Below are 15,033 nucleotides of genomic sequence, written 5' to 3' on the forward strand. Positions count from 1 at the left end.
GGATGAACCCGATTCACGCAGTAGATCCACGCCATGCGTGGATGGGCCCATCCGCCACCCCTCGACATCACCACAGCAACAACGCGCCGCCCGGCAGGCGCTGGCTGCGCAGGCCGGCCTGCTGGGCCACGGCGGCAATCGCCGCATCCGGCTGCTGCAGGTGGAACAGGCCGCTCACCGCCACCTGCGCGCCCTGCCCGCGCAGAACCCAGACCGGCGCACGCCGATAGCGGGCAAGGCGCTCGATCGCCTGTTGCGCAGGCAGATCATCAATGACGATCTCGCTGCGCCGCCACGGTGCGATGGCCTCCACATCGGTCAGCTGCAGCGGCTGCAGCCAGCGGCCATCACGGAACGCGCGTGCCTGCCCGGCCTGCAGCCGCTGCGCAGCGACATGACCTGGCCTGATCTCCACTTCGCCCTGGCTGACCTCGGTGGTCACCACGGCATCCTGCAACGCAACGCTGAATGCCGTGCCGATGTCACGGATCTCGCCGCCACCGGCCTCCACCCGGAACGGTCGTGCTTCGTGCGCGACCTGGAACCAGGCGCTGCCACGCAGCAACTGCAGGCGGCGCTGGCCGGCGCTGAAATCAAGCGCCAGCGCGCTGCCTGCATCCAATATGGCAGTGCTGCCATCCTGCAGCTGCACCGTGCGCGGCGCGTTGCCGCTGCGCACATCGCTGCGGACCAGCAGCCACGCGTGCGGCGCCACCGTCACCGAAAGCAGCAGCACCGCCGCACTGGCCAGCAGCCTAGGCAGCCGACGACGCGGCTGCAGCGGCCGCAGCGCGGGTTCGGCGGTCAGTTCCGGAAGCGCAGCCAGGACATCCGGGCCGGCGGCATCCAAGCCTTGCCAGAAGGCCTGCTGCTGGCGCCAGGCATCAGCATGCCGGGGATCGGCCTGCAGCCAGCGCTGCAGGGCGCGTTGCTGGCGCTCCGGCAACCGGCCCGCATTGCACCGTATCACCCAGCGCAACGCCTGCCTGGCCTGACGCGGCGAGGGTATGGACGTAGTCATGATTGTCGCCCGCGGCACCACCAACGGGTGCGCCTTACAGTTGAGACAACGGTGAGCGGCATCTGCCCACGGCACATGCAGGTCATGCGCGGCTTCCCCGCTGGTGCTGCTGGATGAGCAGGGCTGCGCGCAGCACGTACTTGCCCACCACGCTCTTGGAAATACCCAGACGCACCGCGATCTCGCGCTCGCTCAGGCCCAGGTAGCGGTTGAGCACGAAGCACTCGCGCACCTGTGGCGGCAGCGCCAGGATGGTCTGGCTGATCTCGCGCAGCTGGGCCTGGTCCAACACCTGCGCCTCGCCATCATTGCTGGCATCGGCCAGGTCGCTGGCGTACTCCGCCATCGCCCGCCGTTCGCGCGCGTCGGCCTGGCTGCGGTTAAGCGCGTGGTGGTAGGCCATGCGGTACAGATACCCGCGCGGTTCCAGGATCGGCGGGTCGCCGGGCACGCTGCTGGCCTTCAGATAAAGGTTCTGCAGGGTGTCTTCGGTACTGGCCGGGTCGAGGTAGCGGGCAATGAAGCGGGACAACGCACGGCGCTCGCGGATCAACAGCTCGATCAGCGCCAGGGCATTGGGAGACATAAGTGCCAAGGCCGGACCGGGGAATGATGGGCGTGATGGCGACGGTCCGTACGTGGATTGTGGGCCGCGCAGCGATGCGCGGCAAGCGAAGTTCCGCACAGCATCCACGCATGGCGTGGATCTACCAGGCGACGACAGGTCCAGTAGATCCACGCCATGCGTGGATGTGGTGCCTACGGTTCCTGCAGCGCATCGAAGCGCTCGGCCAGGTAGTCGATCAACGCGCGCACTGCCGGCAGCAGGCCGCGCCGCGAGGGGAACACGGCATGCACGATGCCGTGCCTGGGTTGCCACTGCGGCAGGATCGGCACCAGCGCGCCGCTGGCCAGTTCGTCGGTGATCATCATCCGCGGCAGCATCAGCACGCCGACACCGGCCACCGCCGCACTGCGCAGCGCGATCATGTCATCGCTGACCAGCCGCGGGCGGTGGTGCACGCTGGCCTGGACCTCCTCTGGCCCAGCGTACTCCCAGACATGCATCTGGGCCGGCGATGCCAGGTCCACGGTGGGCATCATCGCCAGATCGGCAGGCACTTTCGGCGTACCCATCTGCTTGAGCAGGGCCGGGCTGGCAGCGGTACACCAGATGCGACGGGCCAGCACGCGCACCACCAGATCGCTGTCCTCCAGCGGTGGCGGGCGCACGCGGATGGCCACGTCCACGCCCTCTCCCACCACGTCCACGCGCCGGTTGGTGGCATCCAGCTGCAGGGTCACCTGCGGATGCAGGGCCAGGAAGTCAGCCAGCATGCCGCCAATGCGCGCGTGCAGCAGTGCGATCGGACAGGCCAGCCGCAGCACGCCTCGCGGCTCGGCGCGTGACAGCGCGATGGCCTCCTCGGCTGCTTCGGCCTCCACCAGCATCGCCTTGCAGTGCCGGTAGTAGTCCTGGCCGATCTCGGTGACCGAAAAGCGGCGGGTGGAACGTTGGATCAGGCGCACACCCAGCCGTTCCTCCAGCAGGGCAATGCGGCGGCTGAGCTTGGACTTGGGCATGGCCAGTGCGCGCCCTGCCTGCGAGAAGCCGCCGTGCTCGACCACCATGGCGAAATAGAACAGGTCGTTGAGGTCGCAGCGGCGGATGTCGGCGATGAACACGGGACGATCTCCTGCGGCCCTTGCCGGGCCTTCATCGTTCACAAAATAGGACTATGACGGCAAATTCTGCCGACTACCGGGCCCATTGTCACGGCGATATCGTCTCCGCAACGAAAAACAGCGACCGATTGCCCCGGTCAGGAGATCGCCATGAAGCGTGTCACCGGTACCTACAGCGCCCCCCGCCCGCACTGGGTGGGCGACGGCTTTCCTGCCCGTTCGATGTTCTCCTACAACACCCATGGCCAGCACCTGAGCCCGTTCCTGCTGCTGGACTACGCCGGACCGTACAGCTTCCCGCCCAGCGAAACCCCGCGCGGGGTCGGCCAGCATCCGCATCGCGGCTTCGAGACCGTCACCATCGTCTACGAAGGCGAAGTCGCCCATCGCGACTCGACCGGCGCCGGCGGCACCATCGGCCCGGGTGACGTGCAGTGGATGACCGCTGCCTCCGGCATCCTCCACGAGGAATTCCACACGCCGGAATTCAGCAAGCGCGGCGGCACGCTGGACATGGTGCAGCTGTGGGTGAACCTGCCGGCCAAGGACAAGATGGGTGCGCCGGGCTACCAGACCCTGCTCGATGCGCAGATTCCTTCGGTGGCCCTGGCCGACGGTGCCGGCCGCGTACGCGTCATCGCCGGCGCATTCGATGGCCATGCTGGACCGGCACGTACCCATACCCCCATGGACGTGTGGGACATCCGCCTGCTGCAGGGCCAGCACGCCGAGCTGCCGGTGGCCGATGGCCGCACCCTGGCGCTGGTGGTGTTGAAGGGAACGGTGCGGATCAACGGCGGCCAGGCAGTCGGCGAAGCACAGCTGGTGACCTTCGACCGCAGCGGCGAAGACGTGTTCATCGATGCCGACAGCGACGCCACCGTGCTGCTGCTCAGCGGCGAACCGATCGACGAGCCGGTGGTGGGCTATGGGCCGTTCGTGATGAACACCCAGGCCGAGATCAGCCAGGCCGTCAACGACTTCAACGGCGGCCGCTTCGGCCAGATCGCGCACTGATGCAGTGCATTGCGGCGGGCAACCCGCCCGCCGCATTCCGGGCCTTCGCCCCCTCCCCAGGAAACTGACCATGAGTACCCCCGCCAACTTCAACGGCGCCCGCCCGGTGATCGACCCGGACAACGCCGCGATGCTGCTGATCGACCACCAGAGCGGCCTGTTCCAGACCATCGGTGACATGCCGTTCACCTCCGTACGTGCGCACGCCACCGCCCTGGCGAAGATGGCCACGCTGGCGAAGATGCCGGTGATCACTACCGCGTCGGTACCGCAGGGACCGAACGGCCCGCTGATCCCGGAGATCCATGACGCCGCACCGCATGCGCAGTACGTGGCGCGCCGCGGCGAGATCAATGCATGGGACAACCCCGAGTTCGTCGCCGCGGTGAAGGCCACCGGCCGCAAACAGCTCATCATCGCCGGCACCATCACCAGCGTATGCATGGCCTTCCCCTCGATTGCCGCCGTCGCCGACGGCTACCAGGTGTTCGCGGTGGTCGATGCCTCCGGCACCTATTCGAAGATGGCCGAGGAAATCACCCTGGCGCGCGTGGTGCAGGCCGGCGTGGTGCCGATGGATACCGCTGCGGTTGCCTCGGAAATCCAGCGCACCTGGAACCGCGAGGACGCCCAGCAGTGGGCGGCGATCTACACGCAGATCTTCCCCAACTACCAGCTGCTGATCGAGAGCTACCAGAAGGCGCAGGACGTGCAGAAGCACCACGAGCCGCTGGATTCGCAGCGTAGCTGAGCCCACTGCGTCCAAGGCGATTCCCGCCTGCCGGCACACCGCCGGCTCCACCGCAAGCCAACCCCGACCAGGACACCCTCATGGCCAGTGAACCGATCCGTGACCCCGTCAGCGACCACCTGCTGACGCCGCAGAATTCCGCCTTCATCATCATCGACTACCAGCCGGTACAGGTGAACTCCATCGCCTCGATGGACCGCCAGCTGCTGGTCAACAACATTGTCGGCACCGCCAAGGCGGCGGTTGCCTACGGCCTGCCGATCGTGCATTCAACCGTGAACGTGCAGACCGGCCTGAACAAGCCGCCGATCCCGCAGTTGCGCAAGGTGCTGGGCGACTACCCGACCTACGACCGCACCACCATCAATTCCTGGGAAGACGTCGAGTTCCGCAAGGCGGTGGCAGCGACCGGCCGCAGGAAACTGATCATGACCGCGCTGTGGACCGAAGCCTGCCTCACCTTCCCCGCCCTGGATGCGCTGAAGGAAGGCTATGAAGTCTACGTGGTGGTCGATGCGGTGGGCGGCACCTCGCTGGCCGCGCACGATGCCGCGCTGCGCCGCATCGAGCAGGCCGGTGGCCAGTTGATCAGCGTGACGCAGCTGTTCTGTGAACTGCAGCGCGACTGGGCACGGGCGGAGACGGTGCCGGCCTTCATGAACCTCTTCATCGAAACCGGTGGTACGGCCGGAATCCAGTTCTCGTACGATCGTACGGAGTGATTCCGTGGCGGCCCCGGCTCCGGCTGGCGCCGCCTTTTCCTGCAGCCGGGCATGGTTCGGCTCTACAACCGGGGATTCCCATGGCCTACGCACGCATTGTTTCGACCGCCGACAACTACCTGCACCACATCAGCAACGGCCATTTCGATGTCGCGGCCGATGAGCCCGCCTCGCTCGGTGGCCAGGGCAAGGGCTTTGCCCCGTTCGACCTGTACCTGGCCTCGCTGGCCGCGTGTACCGCCATCACCCTGCGCATGTATGCCCAGCGCAAGGGCTGGGAGCTGGGCGAGTTCCACGCCGAGCTGCGTTCCGAACGCGATGCGGACGGGCGTTTCCACGTGCACCGCGTGCTGCATGCCACCGCCGAGCTGAGTGATGCGCAGTGGCAGCGCCTGCTGGAGGTGGTGGAAAAGACCCCGGTGACGCTGGTGATGCGCGAGGGTGCACGGATCACCAGCGAGCGCGGGGCGGCAGCATAAGCGCATCCACGCATGGCGTGGATCTACTGACCCTTCAACGCCGGGAGTGCAGCACGGTGCGCTGGCGCATGGCGTTGAACTCCTGTTCGACCTGCTGGATGTCCTCGGCCTGGAAGCCGGCGGCATCCAGCAGTTGATCGGCGGCAGCGGCAGCCAGCGGATCATCCTCACGCTGGCGCCAGCAGCGTGCCGGCAGGAAATAGCCGACCTCGCTTCGCCCGCGCATGATGACGACCGGGCGCCCTGCATACAGCAGGAATTCGGCCAGGTGCTGGCGCAACCCCTCCACCGAGACATAGGCCGGCCCGATGCCCAGTGTCTGTGCGGCGGGCTCGGAACTCTCGAACAGCTTGCGACGGCTCATCCACTCCTCCTTTGTGCAACGCGTGGTCTTCCTTCCTTAGACGGGCGCGTCGCCGCGCCCCCGCCACGCGTGTCGTGACTGCGATCACGCTGTCCGATCAGAAACCGGTGTTGAACTCCAGCTGGAACACGTCGATCGACAACGGTGGACCCGACACTTCCTTGGCCGCCATCCACTTGCCGCTGATCCAGCTGCGCGCATCCAACGCATAGGCGCCGCCGACGTAGTAGCCGCGCGCATTGGTACCGCCGAGGTGGAAGTTCGGATCGTTGTAGGCGTCAGGCAGCGCATCGGCCTCGATCCGCTTGTAGCCCAGCAGGGCCTGCCACTGGCCCTTCTCCTTCAGCTCGGTGGCGCCGAAGGTCGCCTGCAGCATCCAGGCGGTGTCGCCGCTGCGGAAGGTGTCGATGCTGGCACTGCCACCGGCGCCGTAGTTGTTGACGATGCCGTTGTTGGCCCGGGCGAACATGGCCTGCTTGTCATAGGCCAGGTTGCGGATGTAGTCCGCGTCCAGGCGCATGCCGATGTCCTGCGCAAGCTGTGTATCCCAGCGCAGGTTGAAGGTCGCCAGGCGGAATGCCGAGGCAAGGCCCACGTACTGCGGCGTGGGCGTATTGGCCGGATCCAGCGGATTGCGGGCGATGTCGCGGATCAGCATCAGGGTGTTGCCCTTCTGCATGAACGCCGGCCGCGACCAGTCGGTATCGCACCCGACCGCACCTGCGTACAGCGCGCACGGCGACGACAGGCGTCCACTGATGTTCTTGAAATCGTAGTAGCCCAGCGCTGCACGCAGGCTGTTGTCATCGTTGAAGCGCCAGTTCACCCCCACCTGTGCACCGGACAGCCACTTGTTCTCGTTGGGCGTCTTCACCCGGCTCTGGCTGGGAGCGCTGTCGGAGGTGTACTCCAACGGCACCACCGCCAGGTTGCCGAACAGGCCGACGTCGTCAGCGATGTCGTACCTGAGATTGGCCGCCAGGCCATCGAAGTTCAGGTCGTTGGAGAACAGCGTGTCGCTGGTCCAGAACGGATTGCCGAAGCGTCCGCCGCGCACCGTCACCCAGTCGGCCGGGCTGTAGGCCAGCCATGCCTGGTCCAGCCACACGTCCTTCTTGCCCAGGCCGCCGCCAAGCTGTTCGGTGGTGGACACCGGCCCGTTGCTGCTGCCACTGGCCAGGCGCACGCCTGCGGTGGTGTGCTCGCCGATCATCGCTTCGATGCCCAGCCGTGCACGGATGCGCCACAGGTTGCGGCGGTCCTGGCGGGTGTTGAGCAGCGGCGGCAGCTGCAGGTTGGTGTTGTTGTTGGTATCGAAACCGCTGCCCGCATTCACCGAGGCCCAGTTGGTTTCGATGTCGCTGTTGCGCTCGGAGTAGAAGCGCGACTCGCTGCGCACACGCATGTCACCGCTGACCTTGATGCGCTTGGTCCACTCGGCCACTTCGTTCGGCGCGGCCCAGCCCTCGGCTTTGGCCTGCGCCATCACATCCTGGCGTACTTCATCGCGGATGCCATCACGCACGCTCTGCGGCACGTACGGCACACGCACGTCGCCGGCTTCCAGCGCCACGCCCCCGCTGTTGGCTGCGCTGCCCGCGGTGCCGCGCTGCGCAGCCGCCGCCTCTGCTTCGGCCTGAACCAGCAGGGCCTGGCCGTCTTCGGGCTTGAGCGCGCCACTGGCAATCAACCCCTTGATCAGCTTGACCATGGTGGTTTCGGCAGCCATTGCACTGGCCGGCACGGCCAGGCTGAGCAGTACGGCGCAGCACAGCAGCGCCCGTCGGGCCGGCCGCGGGCGGCGGGATGCGGTTCGAGCGCGGTCGTGGTCGTTCATCACGGTTCTCATCGAAAGAAGGGAAATCACGGAAGTCATCGGTCAAGCGCCGGGGCGGCGCCCCTGGATCAGCACGCGCGCGGGGAAATCCAGCGACGCCGGTGGCATCTGGTCGACTTTGCCGATCTGCCGCAGCGCATCGAGCACGGCCACGTCGGCCTCCTCGTTGCCGCTGCCACGCACCAGTTCGACCTTCTCCAGCCGGCCATCCGGCGCCAGCCACACATTCACCTGCAGCTGGAAGGCCAGGCGCTTGACCCGCGCATCGCGCGAGATCGCCTGTTGCATCAGATAGCCCAGGTAGCGGCCATAGCTGGCATTGCCGGCACCGCCACGGCCCACACCCGACGAACCACCGCCGCTGCCCGACTGGATGCCGAAGCTGTCTCCGCCGGCCTGCGCATCGGCGTCCATGGTCACCGGGTCGGCGTTGTCCGGCGTCGGCGTCGGCTCTTCGGCCGGCGTTGGCTGGTCCAGCGGTTCCGGCTCAGGCACGGTCTCTTCCGGCGGCGTCTCCGGCTCGGGCGGTTTTTCCGGTGGCGGCGGTGGCGGCGGCGGTGGGGGCAATGCCAACATCGGCGGCTGCACCACCGGCCGGCGCGTGCTTGCGGTGTCCTTGAACAGCAGCCACCACAGGGCAACACCCAGTACCAGCAGCGCCGCCAGCACCAGCGCGATCGTCACCAGCAACTGGCGTCCGCGCGTACCAGGCTCCTGCAGGGGTGGTCGATGGCCGGCCATGCCTCAGCCCTGCGCCTTGCCGGTGACCAGGCCGACCTGGGCCAGCTCCAGCCGCCGCAGCAGATCCAGCACCTCGACCACGCGCGCGTACTGCACCTGCGCATCACCGCGCACGATCACCGGGAAATCCGGCGACGTCGCGCGTTCGGTACGCAGGCGGTCCTCCAGCTCGGCCATCGTCACCGGGTAGGCGTCCAGGAATAACTGGCCGCTGGGGTCGATGGTGATCGCCTTGGTCTTGGGCTTCTCAAGTGCGGTGCTGTTGCTGGCCTTCGGCAGGTTGACCTCGATGCCGGGAATGGAGGCGTTGCTGGTCAGGATGAAGATCACCAGCACCACCAGCAGCACGTCGACGAAGGGCGTCACGTTGATGCCCTTCTCGCGTTTCTTGATGCCGAACTTCGCCTTGTAGGCCATGGCCGGTCCCTCAGCCCTGGACCGCGGCCGGGCCGCGCCCGTCCTGCTCTTCGGCCAGGCGGGCGGCGAACTCGTCGACGAACACCGCCATGTCGGCGCCGATCGCTTCGGCGCGTGCACCCAGCCAGTTGTAGCCGAACAGTGCCGGGATCGCGACGCCCAGGCCGGCGGCGGTACACAGCAGCGCTGCGGCCATGCCCGGGGCCACCGAGTTGATGTCCACCGCACCGGCCATCGCCGCCACCACGAACACCAGCATGATGCCGATCACGGTGCCGAACAGACCCACATACGGTGCACCCTCGATGGTGGTCGACAGCCAGTTCATGCGCCGCGCCATCGCCTCCTGTTCGCGCACCATCACCGCGTCCATCGACGCGCGGATGGCGGCGATGGTGGCCGCGCTCAGATAGCCGGAGTTGCCGTCGCGCTGATGGCGCTGCTGCATTTCATCGATGGCCACCTGGTAGATGCGCCACAGCGAGCCGTCGTGCATCGCCGCCGGCACCTTGCCCTGCCGGTCCATCTCGGACAAGGTGCGCAGCGGCACGCCGGAGAGCTTGCTGAAGCTCTCGGTGAACACTGCATTGGCCTTGCTGGTACGGCCGAAATGGCGGCTCTTGGCGATCATGATCGCCCATGACAACAGCATCATCAGGCCGAGGATGGCCACCACCACCCAGGCGTCGAACGGCATCGCCTTGAGGATGAAGGCGAAGTGGCTCTGTCCGGCCGATTGCTCGTCAGCACCGTAGCTGATCAGGCGCGAATCGGCTCCCTGCGCGGTGGCATCGGCCAGCAGCAGCGCCGCCGGGCGCGCCACGCGTGAGATCCGCAGTTCATCCAGCGCACCATCGAAGTTGGCCAGCGGCTGCGTCGCACCCGGTGCATCGGCACCCACCACCGCAGCGGTGGTCAGTGCCGGCAATTCACCACTGAGCTGGGCCACCACGCGACCGTTCAGATACAGCTGCAGCGACCCCTTCTCGGCGGTAAGCGCGAGATGCGCCCACTGTCCTTCCGGGATCGGTTGTGCCGGCGTGCTGCGCTGACCATTGAGCTGCACGAAAGGCACGCGGTTGTCGATGCCCACCACCAGCTCGGCGGTGCCATCGCGCCGGGCGTAGATCGCCTGCGCGGTGGTCTGCGCGCCCGGTTTGATCCAGGCAGAAACGGTGAGCGGCGCGCCCGCTTCCTGTGCCAGCGAAGCGCTGGCCGGCAGCGGCAGCGGACCCGCGCCCAGCTGCACGCCACGCCCGATCACCGTGCTTTCCGCCGCAGGCACTACCGCACCGGCCGTGTTGCCGTAGGCCGTGGTATCACGCGCCGGCGCATTGGCTTCGGCAAAGTGGTAGACCAGCGTGTAGTCCGGATCGAACACCTGCTGGCCATTGCCGCTGGCCGGTGCTTTCGCGTTGCCGTAGTACATCCAGATCGTCTGCGGCGCGCTGGCGGTCAGCGCCGGAACGTCCACCCATACCAGGGCCAGGCCCAGGTTCGGGTCGAACTGCTCGATCTGATGGGCCAGCACGGTGCGACCGTCGGCAGAAACGAAACGCAGGTCGTTGCCACCCTCCTGGGTGCCATCAAACCCGAAGTTTCCGGTATGCAGGCGCAGCAGCAGCGGGGTACGTCCGGGATTGCCGGCCAACCCTGCGCCCTGTGGGCCGGCGTCGACGGTGATCGGCTTGCGGTACTTCCATTCGGCCTGCCACCAGTTGGCATCGGCCGCGGCGGCGGGCAGCGCGATCAGCGCAGCCAGCAGCAGCAACATTCGGGAAAGCAGACGGTCCATGCAAAAGGTCTCCGGAGAACGCATCTCAAGGGAAGGGTCAGTAGCTGGTGCTGATGTTGAAATGCAGGCGCGGGTCGTCCTTGCGCGTGACCGGGCCGTCGGCGTAAGGCCAGGCGTAGTCCAGGCGCAGCTGCAGGTGTTCGCCCAGGCGCAGCTGCGCGCCCAGCCCGACCGACGCCAGGTTGTACTTGTCGCGCTGTTCCGGCAGCGGCTGACGCAGGCGCAGGTAGGCCGCGTCGGCGAAGCTGTACAGGCGCAGGTCGGTACCGCTCCACAGCGACCACGCCGGGGTGCGCCATTCCAGGTTGGCCAGGCCACCGTAGTCGCCGATCGCTTCGGCCGAGAGGTAGCCACGCACGGTGTACATGCCACCGGCGGCGAACTGTTCGGCCGAGACCAGCGGCGCATCGGTCGCCTGCAGCGAGCCACGCGCATACCACTGCCAGTCGTTGCCGAAGGTGTGCGTATTGGAGACATCCGCCTTGAACGCTACGAAACTCGGGTCGGCCCAGTAGCGTTTCTGACCAAAATCGGTGGCGTTGCTGCCATAACCGAACAGACGCCGGGTTCCCGCCACCAGCTGCGTGTTGATGCTCAGCTGATCGCTCTCGCCCTGGCGCACGCCGACGAACGCCAGCGTGACCGGCGCGTACTTCAACGGCGTCTTCAGGCTGTCCTTGCCCATCTGCGTGTCTTCTTCGGTGTCCTTGAAGTCCACGCCGAGGCTGAGCTGGCGCCACCACTGGCTGCTGCCGGCCAGGCGGTAGTTGAGCTTGAGACCAATGGAATGACCGTTGCCGATCACGTTGGTGCCGGTGCCGGTGCCGACCTGCCCACCTGCATTCAGTACGCGGCTGTCGGACTTGTAGCCGGACGCTTCCAGGCTCCACGGCGTGCCTTCAAAGGGCATCGTGTACGAGGCCGAAAACACCTTCGCCTGTTTGGTATCTTCCGGTGCAAGGTACACACCGATGTTGGCGCTGTGCCCGCGCTTCCACAGGTTGTCGTGGGCCAGCGATGCACTCAGCCGCAGCTTCTCGGTATCGGCGCTGTGATCGTTGTTGAGCGCCGCACTGGCACGCCAGGGTGACTTCTCTTCCACCTGCAGGTCCACATCCATGGTGCCCGGCACCTTGCCTTCGCGCACCAGCGGAAGCACCTGGCGACGCCCCCCCTCGTTCAGCGCAGTCAGTTCCTTCTGCGCCTGGTCGAAGTCCGGCACCCGCCCCTCAGCCAGCGCCGGTACCCGCTCGCGGATGCGTTCGGGTGAGTCATGACGGGCACCGACCACGCGCAGCTGGCCAATGGGCGTCTGCTGCACCTTCAGCAGCACCACACCCGCATTGACCTGCTGTTCGGGCAGCTCCACATAGACCGATTGGTAGCCGGCCTGCTGATACAGCGCGTTGACTGCATCACGCGCCTTCTCGACATCGGCGAGCGTTTTGCCGGGGCCGAGGAACGGCTCGACCGCGCGTTCGATCTGGCGCGCATCGAGCACGGTGTTGCCGCGCACGATGTACTCGTTGATGTTCACCGTGGGCGCTGGCGCGGCGTCCTGCGCGAGCACTGGAAATGGCAGCGACGCCAGGGCCAGCATCAGAGGATGCAGGGGCAGCGGAAGGCGAGCGGCACGGCACGGAACGGGAGTCATCGAAGGCATCGCGTCGTATCGAAGGGAATGGCCAGGGAGCGGCGCGTGGGTCTACCAACAGGACGTGCAGGCCGCGTCAAAACCGCCAACAGTTTTGTGACAGCACTGTCATCTTTTGACGATGCTGAAACAGGCGCAGGCGGACACTTCGTCTGGCATACGTCTTCATTGCAAAGCGCTTGCTGCCTCAGGAGATTCAACATGCACGCCACCCTGCTTACGCCAGCCCGCCCTGCCCTCTGTGTGGCGTTGGTTCTGGCACTGGCCTCACCCTGGGCGCGGGCCGACCAGGCTGCCAAACAGGCAGATGCAGCGCCATGCATCGAAGTACAGGTCAATGGCGAGCGCATCCCCGCCTGGGACTGCCTGCAACGCAAGCTGGCGCCGGCGGAGAACGCAGCCGCCCGCCCTGCTCTTCCCGAGGCCGAACGCTTGATGCGCAAGCCCGGCAACCAGTTGCTGCAGTACAACCTGGAAGGCACGCGGCAACGCATGGGCGATGCGTTCGGGCGTTCGGTGGTGCCACAGCGCCCAGCGCGCTGAGCCGTGTTCAGTGCCGCCCCAGCGCGGCGGGGACGATGCCATCGGTAGGCATTGGCGGCAATTCGGGCACGGGCAGCGAGCGCGGCTGTCCTGCCTGCTGCAGTTCAATCGCGTTCGCGCTGATTGCTGCCAATACGGTAGATGGACCCAGACGTTGGCCCGGTGCATAGGCCTGGGCAGGCGCGCCATCTACCGACAGCAGCGCCAGCGGCGCGTGTTGCCCGGCCATTACGCCCAGCACGGTCACGTCGGTCTGCACAGCGCCGGGCGAGAGCAGCCGCACCAGCGGTGCGCTCGCAGCGTCGTCGAAGGCCGGGGCAGCGGGTACGGCGACCTGCACCGTGGCGGCGGCAACGCGAACCGGCGCCATGAACAGGGCGATGCTCCAGTATCCCGCCACGGTCAGCAGCAGCATGGCCGCCAGCAGGGTCAACGTGCGATTGCGATCCCAACGCCTGCCGTCCATGTTCCGCACCTTCGCCAGGTTCCTGTGCGGCCACGCTAGCAGCTGACGCTGACGCTTTTGTTTCATCATCCGCGCCTACGCTGGCAGGTATCGGCAAGGACGGGAGGCGATGTCCGATGCAACGCAGACCACGCGGCTTCACCCTGATTGAACTGATGGTGGTACTGGTCATCATCGGCATCTGCACGGCGGGCATCGGTCTTGGCCTTGGCAGCCTGCTCGACCCTGCGCGGCAGCTGCGCCAGGAATCGGAGCGGTTGGCGCAGCGCCTGCAGGTCGCGCGCGATGAAGCACGCATCGATGGTCGGCCGATCCGCTGGCAGGCCAGCGCAGAAGGCTATCGCTTCAGCCGCCGCGACAACGAAGGCTGGGTTGAACTGCGGCGAGATGACCTGCTGCACCCCCAGCAGTGGCAAACCCACGGCATAAAAGTGCAACCGACAGCCGCCATCGAGTTGAGTCCTGAATGGATCGGCGTGCCGTGGGAACTGGCGTTGTCGCTGGACGGCCGTCGACTGCGTCTTCGTGATGATGGCAGTGGGCAATTGCAGGTCGTGCAGTGAAGCGGAAGCAACACGGATTCACGCTGATCGAGGTGCTGATCGCATTGGCCATCGTGGCCATCGCCTTGGCGGCGGTGATGCGCTCGGTGGCGGTGGCGACCGATGACCAGTCGCGCCTGCGTGACCGTCGGCTGGCCCTGCTGTGCGCGCAGGACCGCTGGCAGGAGCTGCGCCTGGCCGCGCAGCCACCTGGCGATGCACGTCTGCTGTGCCTGCAGGGGCGCACCCGTTTCCTGGTGCAGCAGCACCTGGGCAGCGGCGCCGACGGGCAACCGCAGCTGGAGCTGAGCGTGGTGGCCGAAGATGCACCGAAACAATCGCTGGCGCGCCTGCAGCTGCCATGGACGGCGGCGCCATGAAACGCGCTGCGGGTGGCTTCACCCTGATCGAAGTGATGATCGCCATCACCATCATGGGCGTGCTGGCGGTGATCTGCTGGCGCGCCCTCGACAGCGTTGCCAGCACCGATCAGCGCCTGCGCCAGGCCGATGCCGAGACGAGTACGGCGATGCGGGTGCTGCAGCAGTTCCAGCGCGATATCGAGATGCGGGCCGACGATGCGCTGATGAACGGCGCGGTGCGACCGGCCGATCAGACTGCGCGGCTGCTGCCGCCGTCGTTGACCAGTGAGCGCCACCCCGATGGCGGCTTTACCCTGGAGATCACCCGCAGCGTCGGCAGTGACGGGCTGCAGTGGCAGCGCGTTCGCTGGTGGCGGCAAGGCAGCACGTTGTGGCGTGCCAGCGGTGCGCCGTCCGATCATTATCCGCTGCCTGCGCCTGAGCCGACGCGCGGGTTGATGGTGGCGCGTGATGTGCAGCGCTTCGAAGTGCGGGCATGGCAGCCGGGAGTGGGTTGGGCAATGCTGCCCAGCCAGGGGGAGGTACTGCCGGCGACCGGTCTGGAATTGCGGTTGGGGTTGCGTGATGGACGCGGGCCGTTGAGTTACCGGCGGGTGTTGGCGCTCTGAGAGGAGC

The 15,033-nt window shown here is 66.8% G+C and carries 18 protein-coding genes; 8 read left to right on the forward strand and 10 right to left on the reverse strand.

The window, feature by feature from the left end; genetic code table 11:
• Positions 1-67: 67 nt before the first annotated feature.
• The 3 genes from CR156_RS09435 to CR156_RS09445 all read right to left on the reverse strand — a co-directional run bounded on the left by CR156_RS09435 (position 68) and on the right by CR156_RS09445 (position 2,707).
• On the reverse strand, positions 68-1,021 hold the full coding sequence (locus CR156_RS09435; RefSeq protein WP_100552653.1) for a FecR family protein: 954 nt from the start codon (positions 1,019-1,021) through the stop codon (positions 68-70).
• 82 nt (positions 1,022-1,103) lie between these two features.
• On the reverse strand, positions 1,104-1,607 hold the full coding sequence (locus CR156_RS09440; RefSeq protein ID WP_100552654.1) for an RNA polymerase sigma factor: 504 nt from the start codon (positions 1,605-1,607) through the stop codon (positions 1,104-1,106).
• Between the two features lie 173 nt (positions 1,608-1,780).
• Positions 1,781-2,707 carry a LysR family transcriptional regulator gene (locus tag CR156_RS09445; RefSeq protein WP_100552655.1) on the reverse strand — a complete coding sequence of 309 codons (927 nt, stop codon included), beginning with the start codon at positions 2,705-2,707 and terminating at the stop codon, positions 1,781-1,783.
• A 150-nt stretch (positions 2,708-2,857) separates the two neighbouring features.
• Between CR156_RS09445 and CR156_RS09450 the strand changes: the two genes are divergently transcribed.
• The 4 genes from CR156_RS09450 (at position 2,858) to CR156_RS09465 (ending at position 5,676) form a co-directional block, all read left to right on the forward strand.
• Positions 2,858-3,724 carry a pirin family protein gene (locus tag CR156_RS09450; protein WP_100465561.1) on the forward strand — a complete coding sequence of 289 codons (867 nt, stop codon included), beginning with the start codon at positions 2,858-2,860 and terminating at the stop codon, positions 3,722-3,724.
• Positions 3,725-3,794: 70 nt separating this feature from the next.
• Positions 3,795-4,475: a hydrolase gene (locus CR156_RS09455; RefSeq protein WP_100552656.1), complete on the forward strand. Its 681-nt coding sequence runs from the start codon at positions 3,795-3,797 to the stop codon at positions 4,473-4,475.
• A gap of 80 nt (positions 4,476-4,555) precedes the next feature.
• Positions 4,556-5,197 (forward strand): hydrolase, encoded by a 642-nt coding sequence (locus CR156_RS09460; RefSeq protein WP_100552657.1) that lies wholly within the window; start codon positions 4,556-4,558, stop codon positions 5,195-5,197.
• Positions 5,198-5,277: 80 nt separating this feature from the next.
• Positions 5,278-5,676: an OsmC family protein gene (locus CR156_RS09465; RefSeq protein ID WP_025874386.1), complete on the forward strand. Its 399-nt coding sequence runs from the start codon at positions 5,278-5,280 to the stop codon at positions 5,674-5,676.
• 34 nt (positions 5,677-5,710) lie between these two features.
• Here CR156_RS09465 and CR156_RS09470 read toward each other — a convergent pair whose 3' ends face one another.
• The 6 genes from CR156_RS09470 to CR156_RS09495 form a co-directional block, all read right to left on the reverse strand.
• Positions 5,711-6,040, reverse strand: coding sequence for a hypothetical protein (locus CR156_RS09470; protein ID WP_089235815.1), 330 nt, complete (start codon positions 6,038-6,040; stop codon positions 5,711-5,713).
• Between the two features lie 97 nt (positions 6,041-6,137).
• The gene (locus CR156_RS09475; protein WP_100552658.1) at positions 6,138-7,877 is read right to left on the reverse strand and encodes a putative porin; all 1,740 of its coding nucleotides are present in this window, start codon (positions 7,875-7,877) and stop codon (positions 6,138-6,140) included.
• A 42-nt stretch (positions 7,878-7,919) separates the two neighbouring features.
• Positions 7,920-8,618, reverse strand: coding sequence for a cell envelope integrity protein TolA (locus CR156_RS09480; RefSeq protein ID WP_100552659.1), 699 nt, complete (start codon positions 8,616-8,618; stop codon positions 7,920-7,922).
• Positions 8,619-8,621: 3 nt separating this feature from the next.
• Positions 8,622-9,035, reverse strand: coding sequence for an ExbD/TolR family protein (locus CR156_RS09485; RefSeq protein ID WP_100552660.1), 414 nt, complete (start codon positions 9,033-9,035; stop codon positions 8,622-8,624).
• A 10-nt stretch (positions 9,036-9,045) separates the two neighbouring features.
• Positions 9,046-10,830 (reverse strand): DUF2341 domain-containing protein, encoded by a 1,785-nt coding sequence (locus tag CR156_RS09490; protein WP_100552661.1) that lies wholly within the window; start codon positions 10,828-10,830, stop codon positions 9,046-9,048.
• 37 nt (positions 10,831-10,867) lie between these two features.
• Positions 10,868-12,484 carry a ShlB/FhaC/HecB family hemolysin secretion/activation protein gene (locus CR156_RS09495; RefSeq protein WP_100552662.1) on the reverse strand — a complete coding sequence of 539 codons (1,617 nt, stop codon included), beginning with the start codon at positions 12,482-12,484 and terminating at the stop codon, positions 10,868-10,870.
• 201 nt (positions 12,485-12,685) lie between these two features.
• Here CR156_RS09495 and CR156_RS09500 point away from each other — a divergent pair, with 201 nt between their 5' ends.
• Entirely contained in the window at positions 12,686-13,027 is a 342-nt protein-coding gene (locus tag CR156_RS09500; protein ID WP_100552663.1) for a hypothetical protein, read from the forward strand.
• Positions 13,028-13,034: 7 nt separating this feature from the next.
• Here CR156_RS09500 and CR156_RS09505 read toward each other — a convergent pair whose 3' ends face one another.
• The gene (locus CR156_RS09505) at positions 13,035-13,493 is read right to left on the reverse strand and encodes a general secretion pathway protein (RefSeq protein WP_100552664.1); all 459 of its coding nucleotides are present in this window, start codon (positions 13,491-13,493) and stop codon (positions 13,035-13,037) included.
• A gap of 116 nt (positions 13,494-13,609) precedes the next feature.
• On the opposite strand from CR156_RS09505, the gene gspH reads away from it, so the two are divergent.
• The 3 genes from gspH to CR156_RS09520 are packed head-to-tail and all read left to right on the forward strand — an operon-like array spanning position 13,610 to position 15,026.
• Entirely contained in the window at positions 13,610-14,056 is a 447-nt protein-coding gene (gene gspH, locus CR156_RS09510; RefSeq protein ID WP_100552665.1) for a type II secretion system minor pseudopilin GspH, read from the forward strand.
• Positions 14,053-14,415 (forward strand): type II secretion system minor pseudopilin GspI, encoded by a 363-nt coding sequence (gspI, locus tag CR156_RS09515; RefSeq protein WP_100552666.1) that lies wholly within the window; start codon positions 14,053-14,055, stop codon positions 14,413-14,415. Before gspH ends, gspI begins: the two co-directional genes overlap by 4 nt.
• On the forward strand, positions 14,412-15,026 hold the full coding sequence (locus CR156_RS09520) for a prepilin-type N-terminal cleavage/methylation domain-containing protein (protein ID WP_100554128.1): 615 nt from the start codon (positions 14,412-14,414) through the stop codon (positions 15,024-15,026). Before gspI ends, CR156_RS09520 begins: the two co-directional genes overlap by 4 nt.
• Positions 15,027-15,033: the final 7 nt, after the last annotated feature.

It is taken from the genome of Stenotrophomonas lactitubi, assembly GCF_002803515.1.
GTDB lineage: Bacteria > Pseudomonadota > Gammaproteobacteria > Xanthomonadales > Xanthomonadaceae > Stenotrophomonas > Stenotrophomonas lactitubi.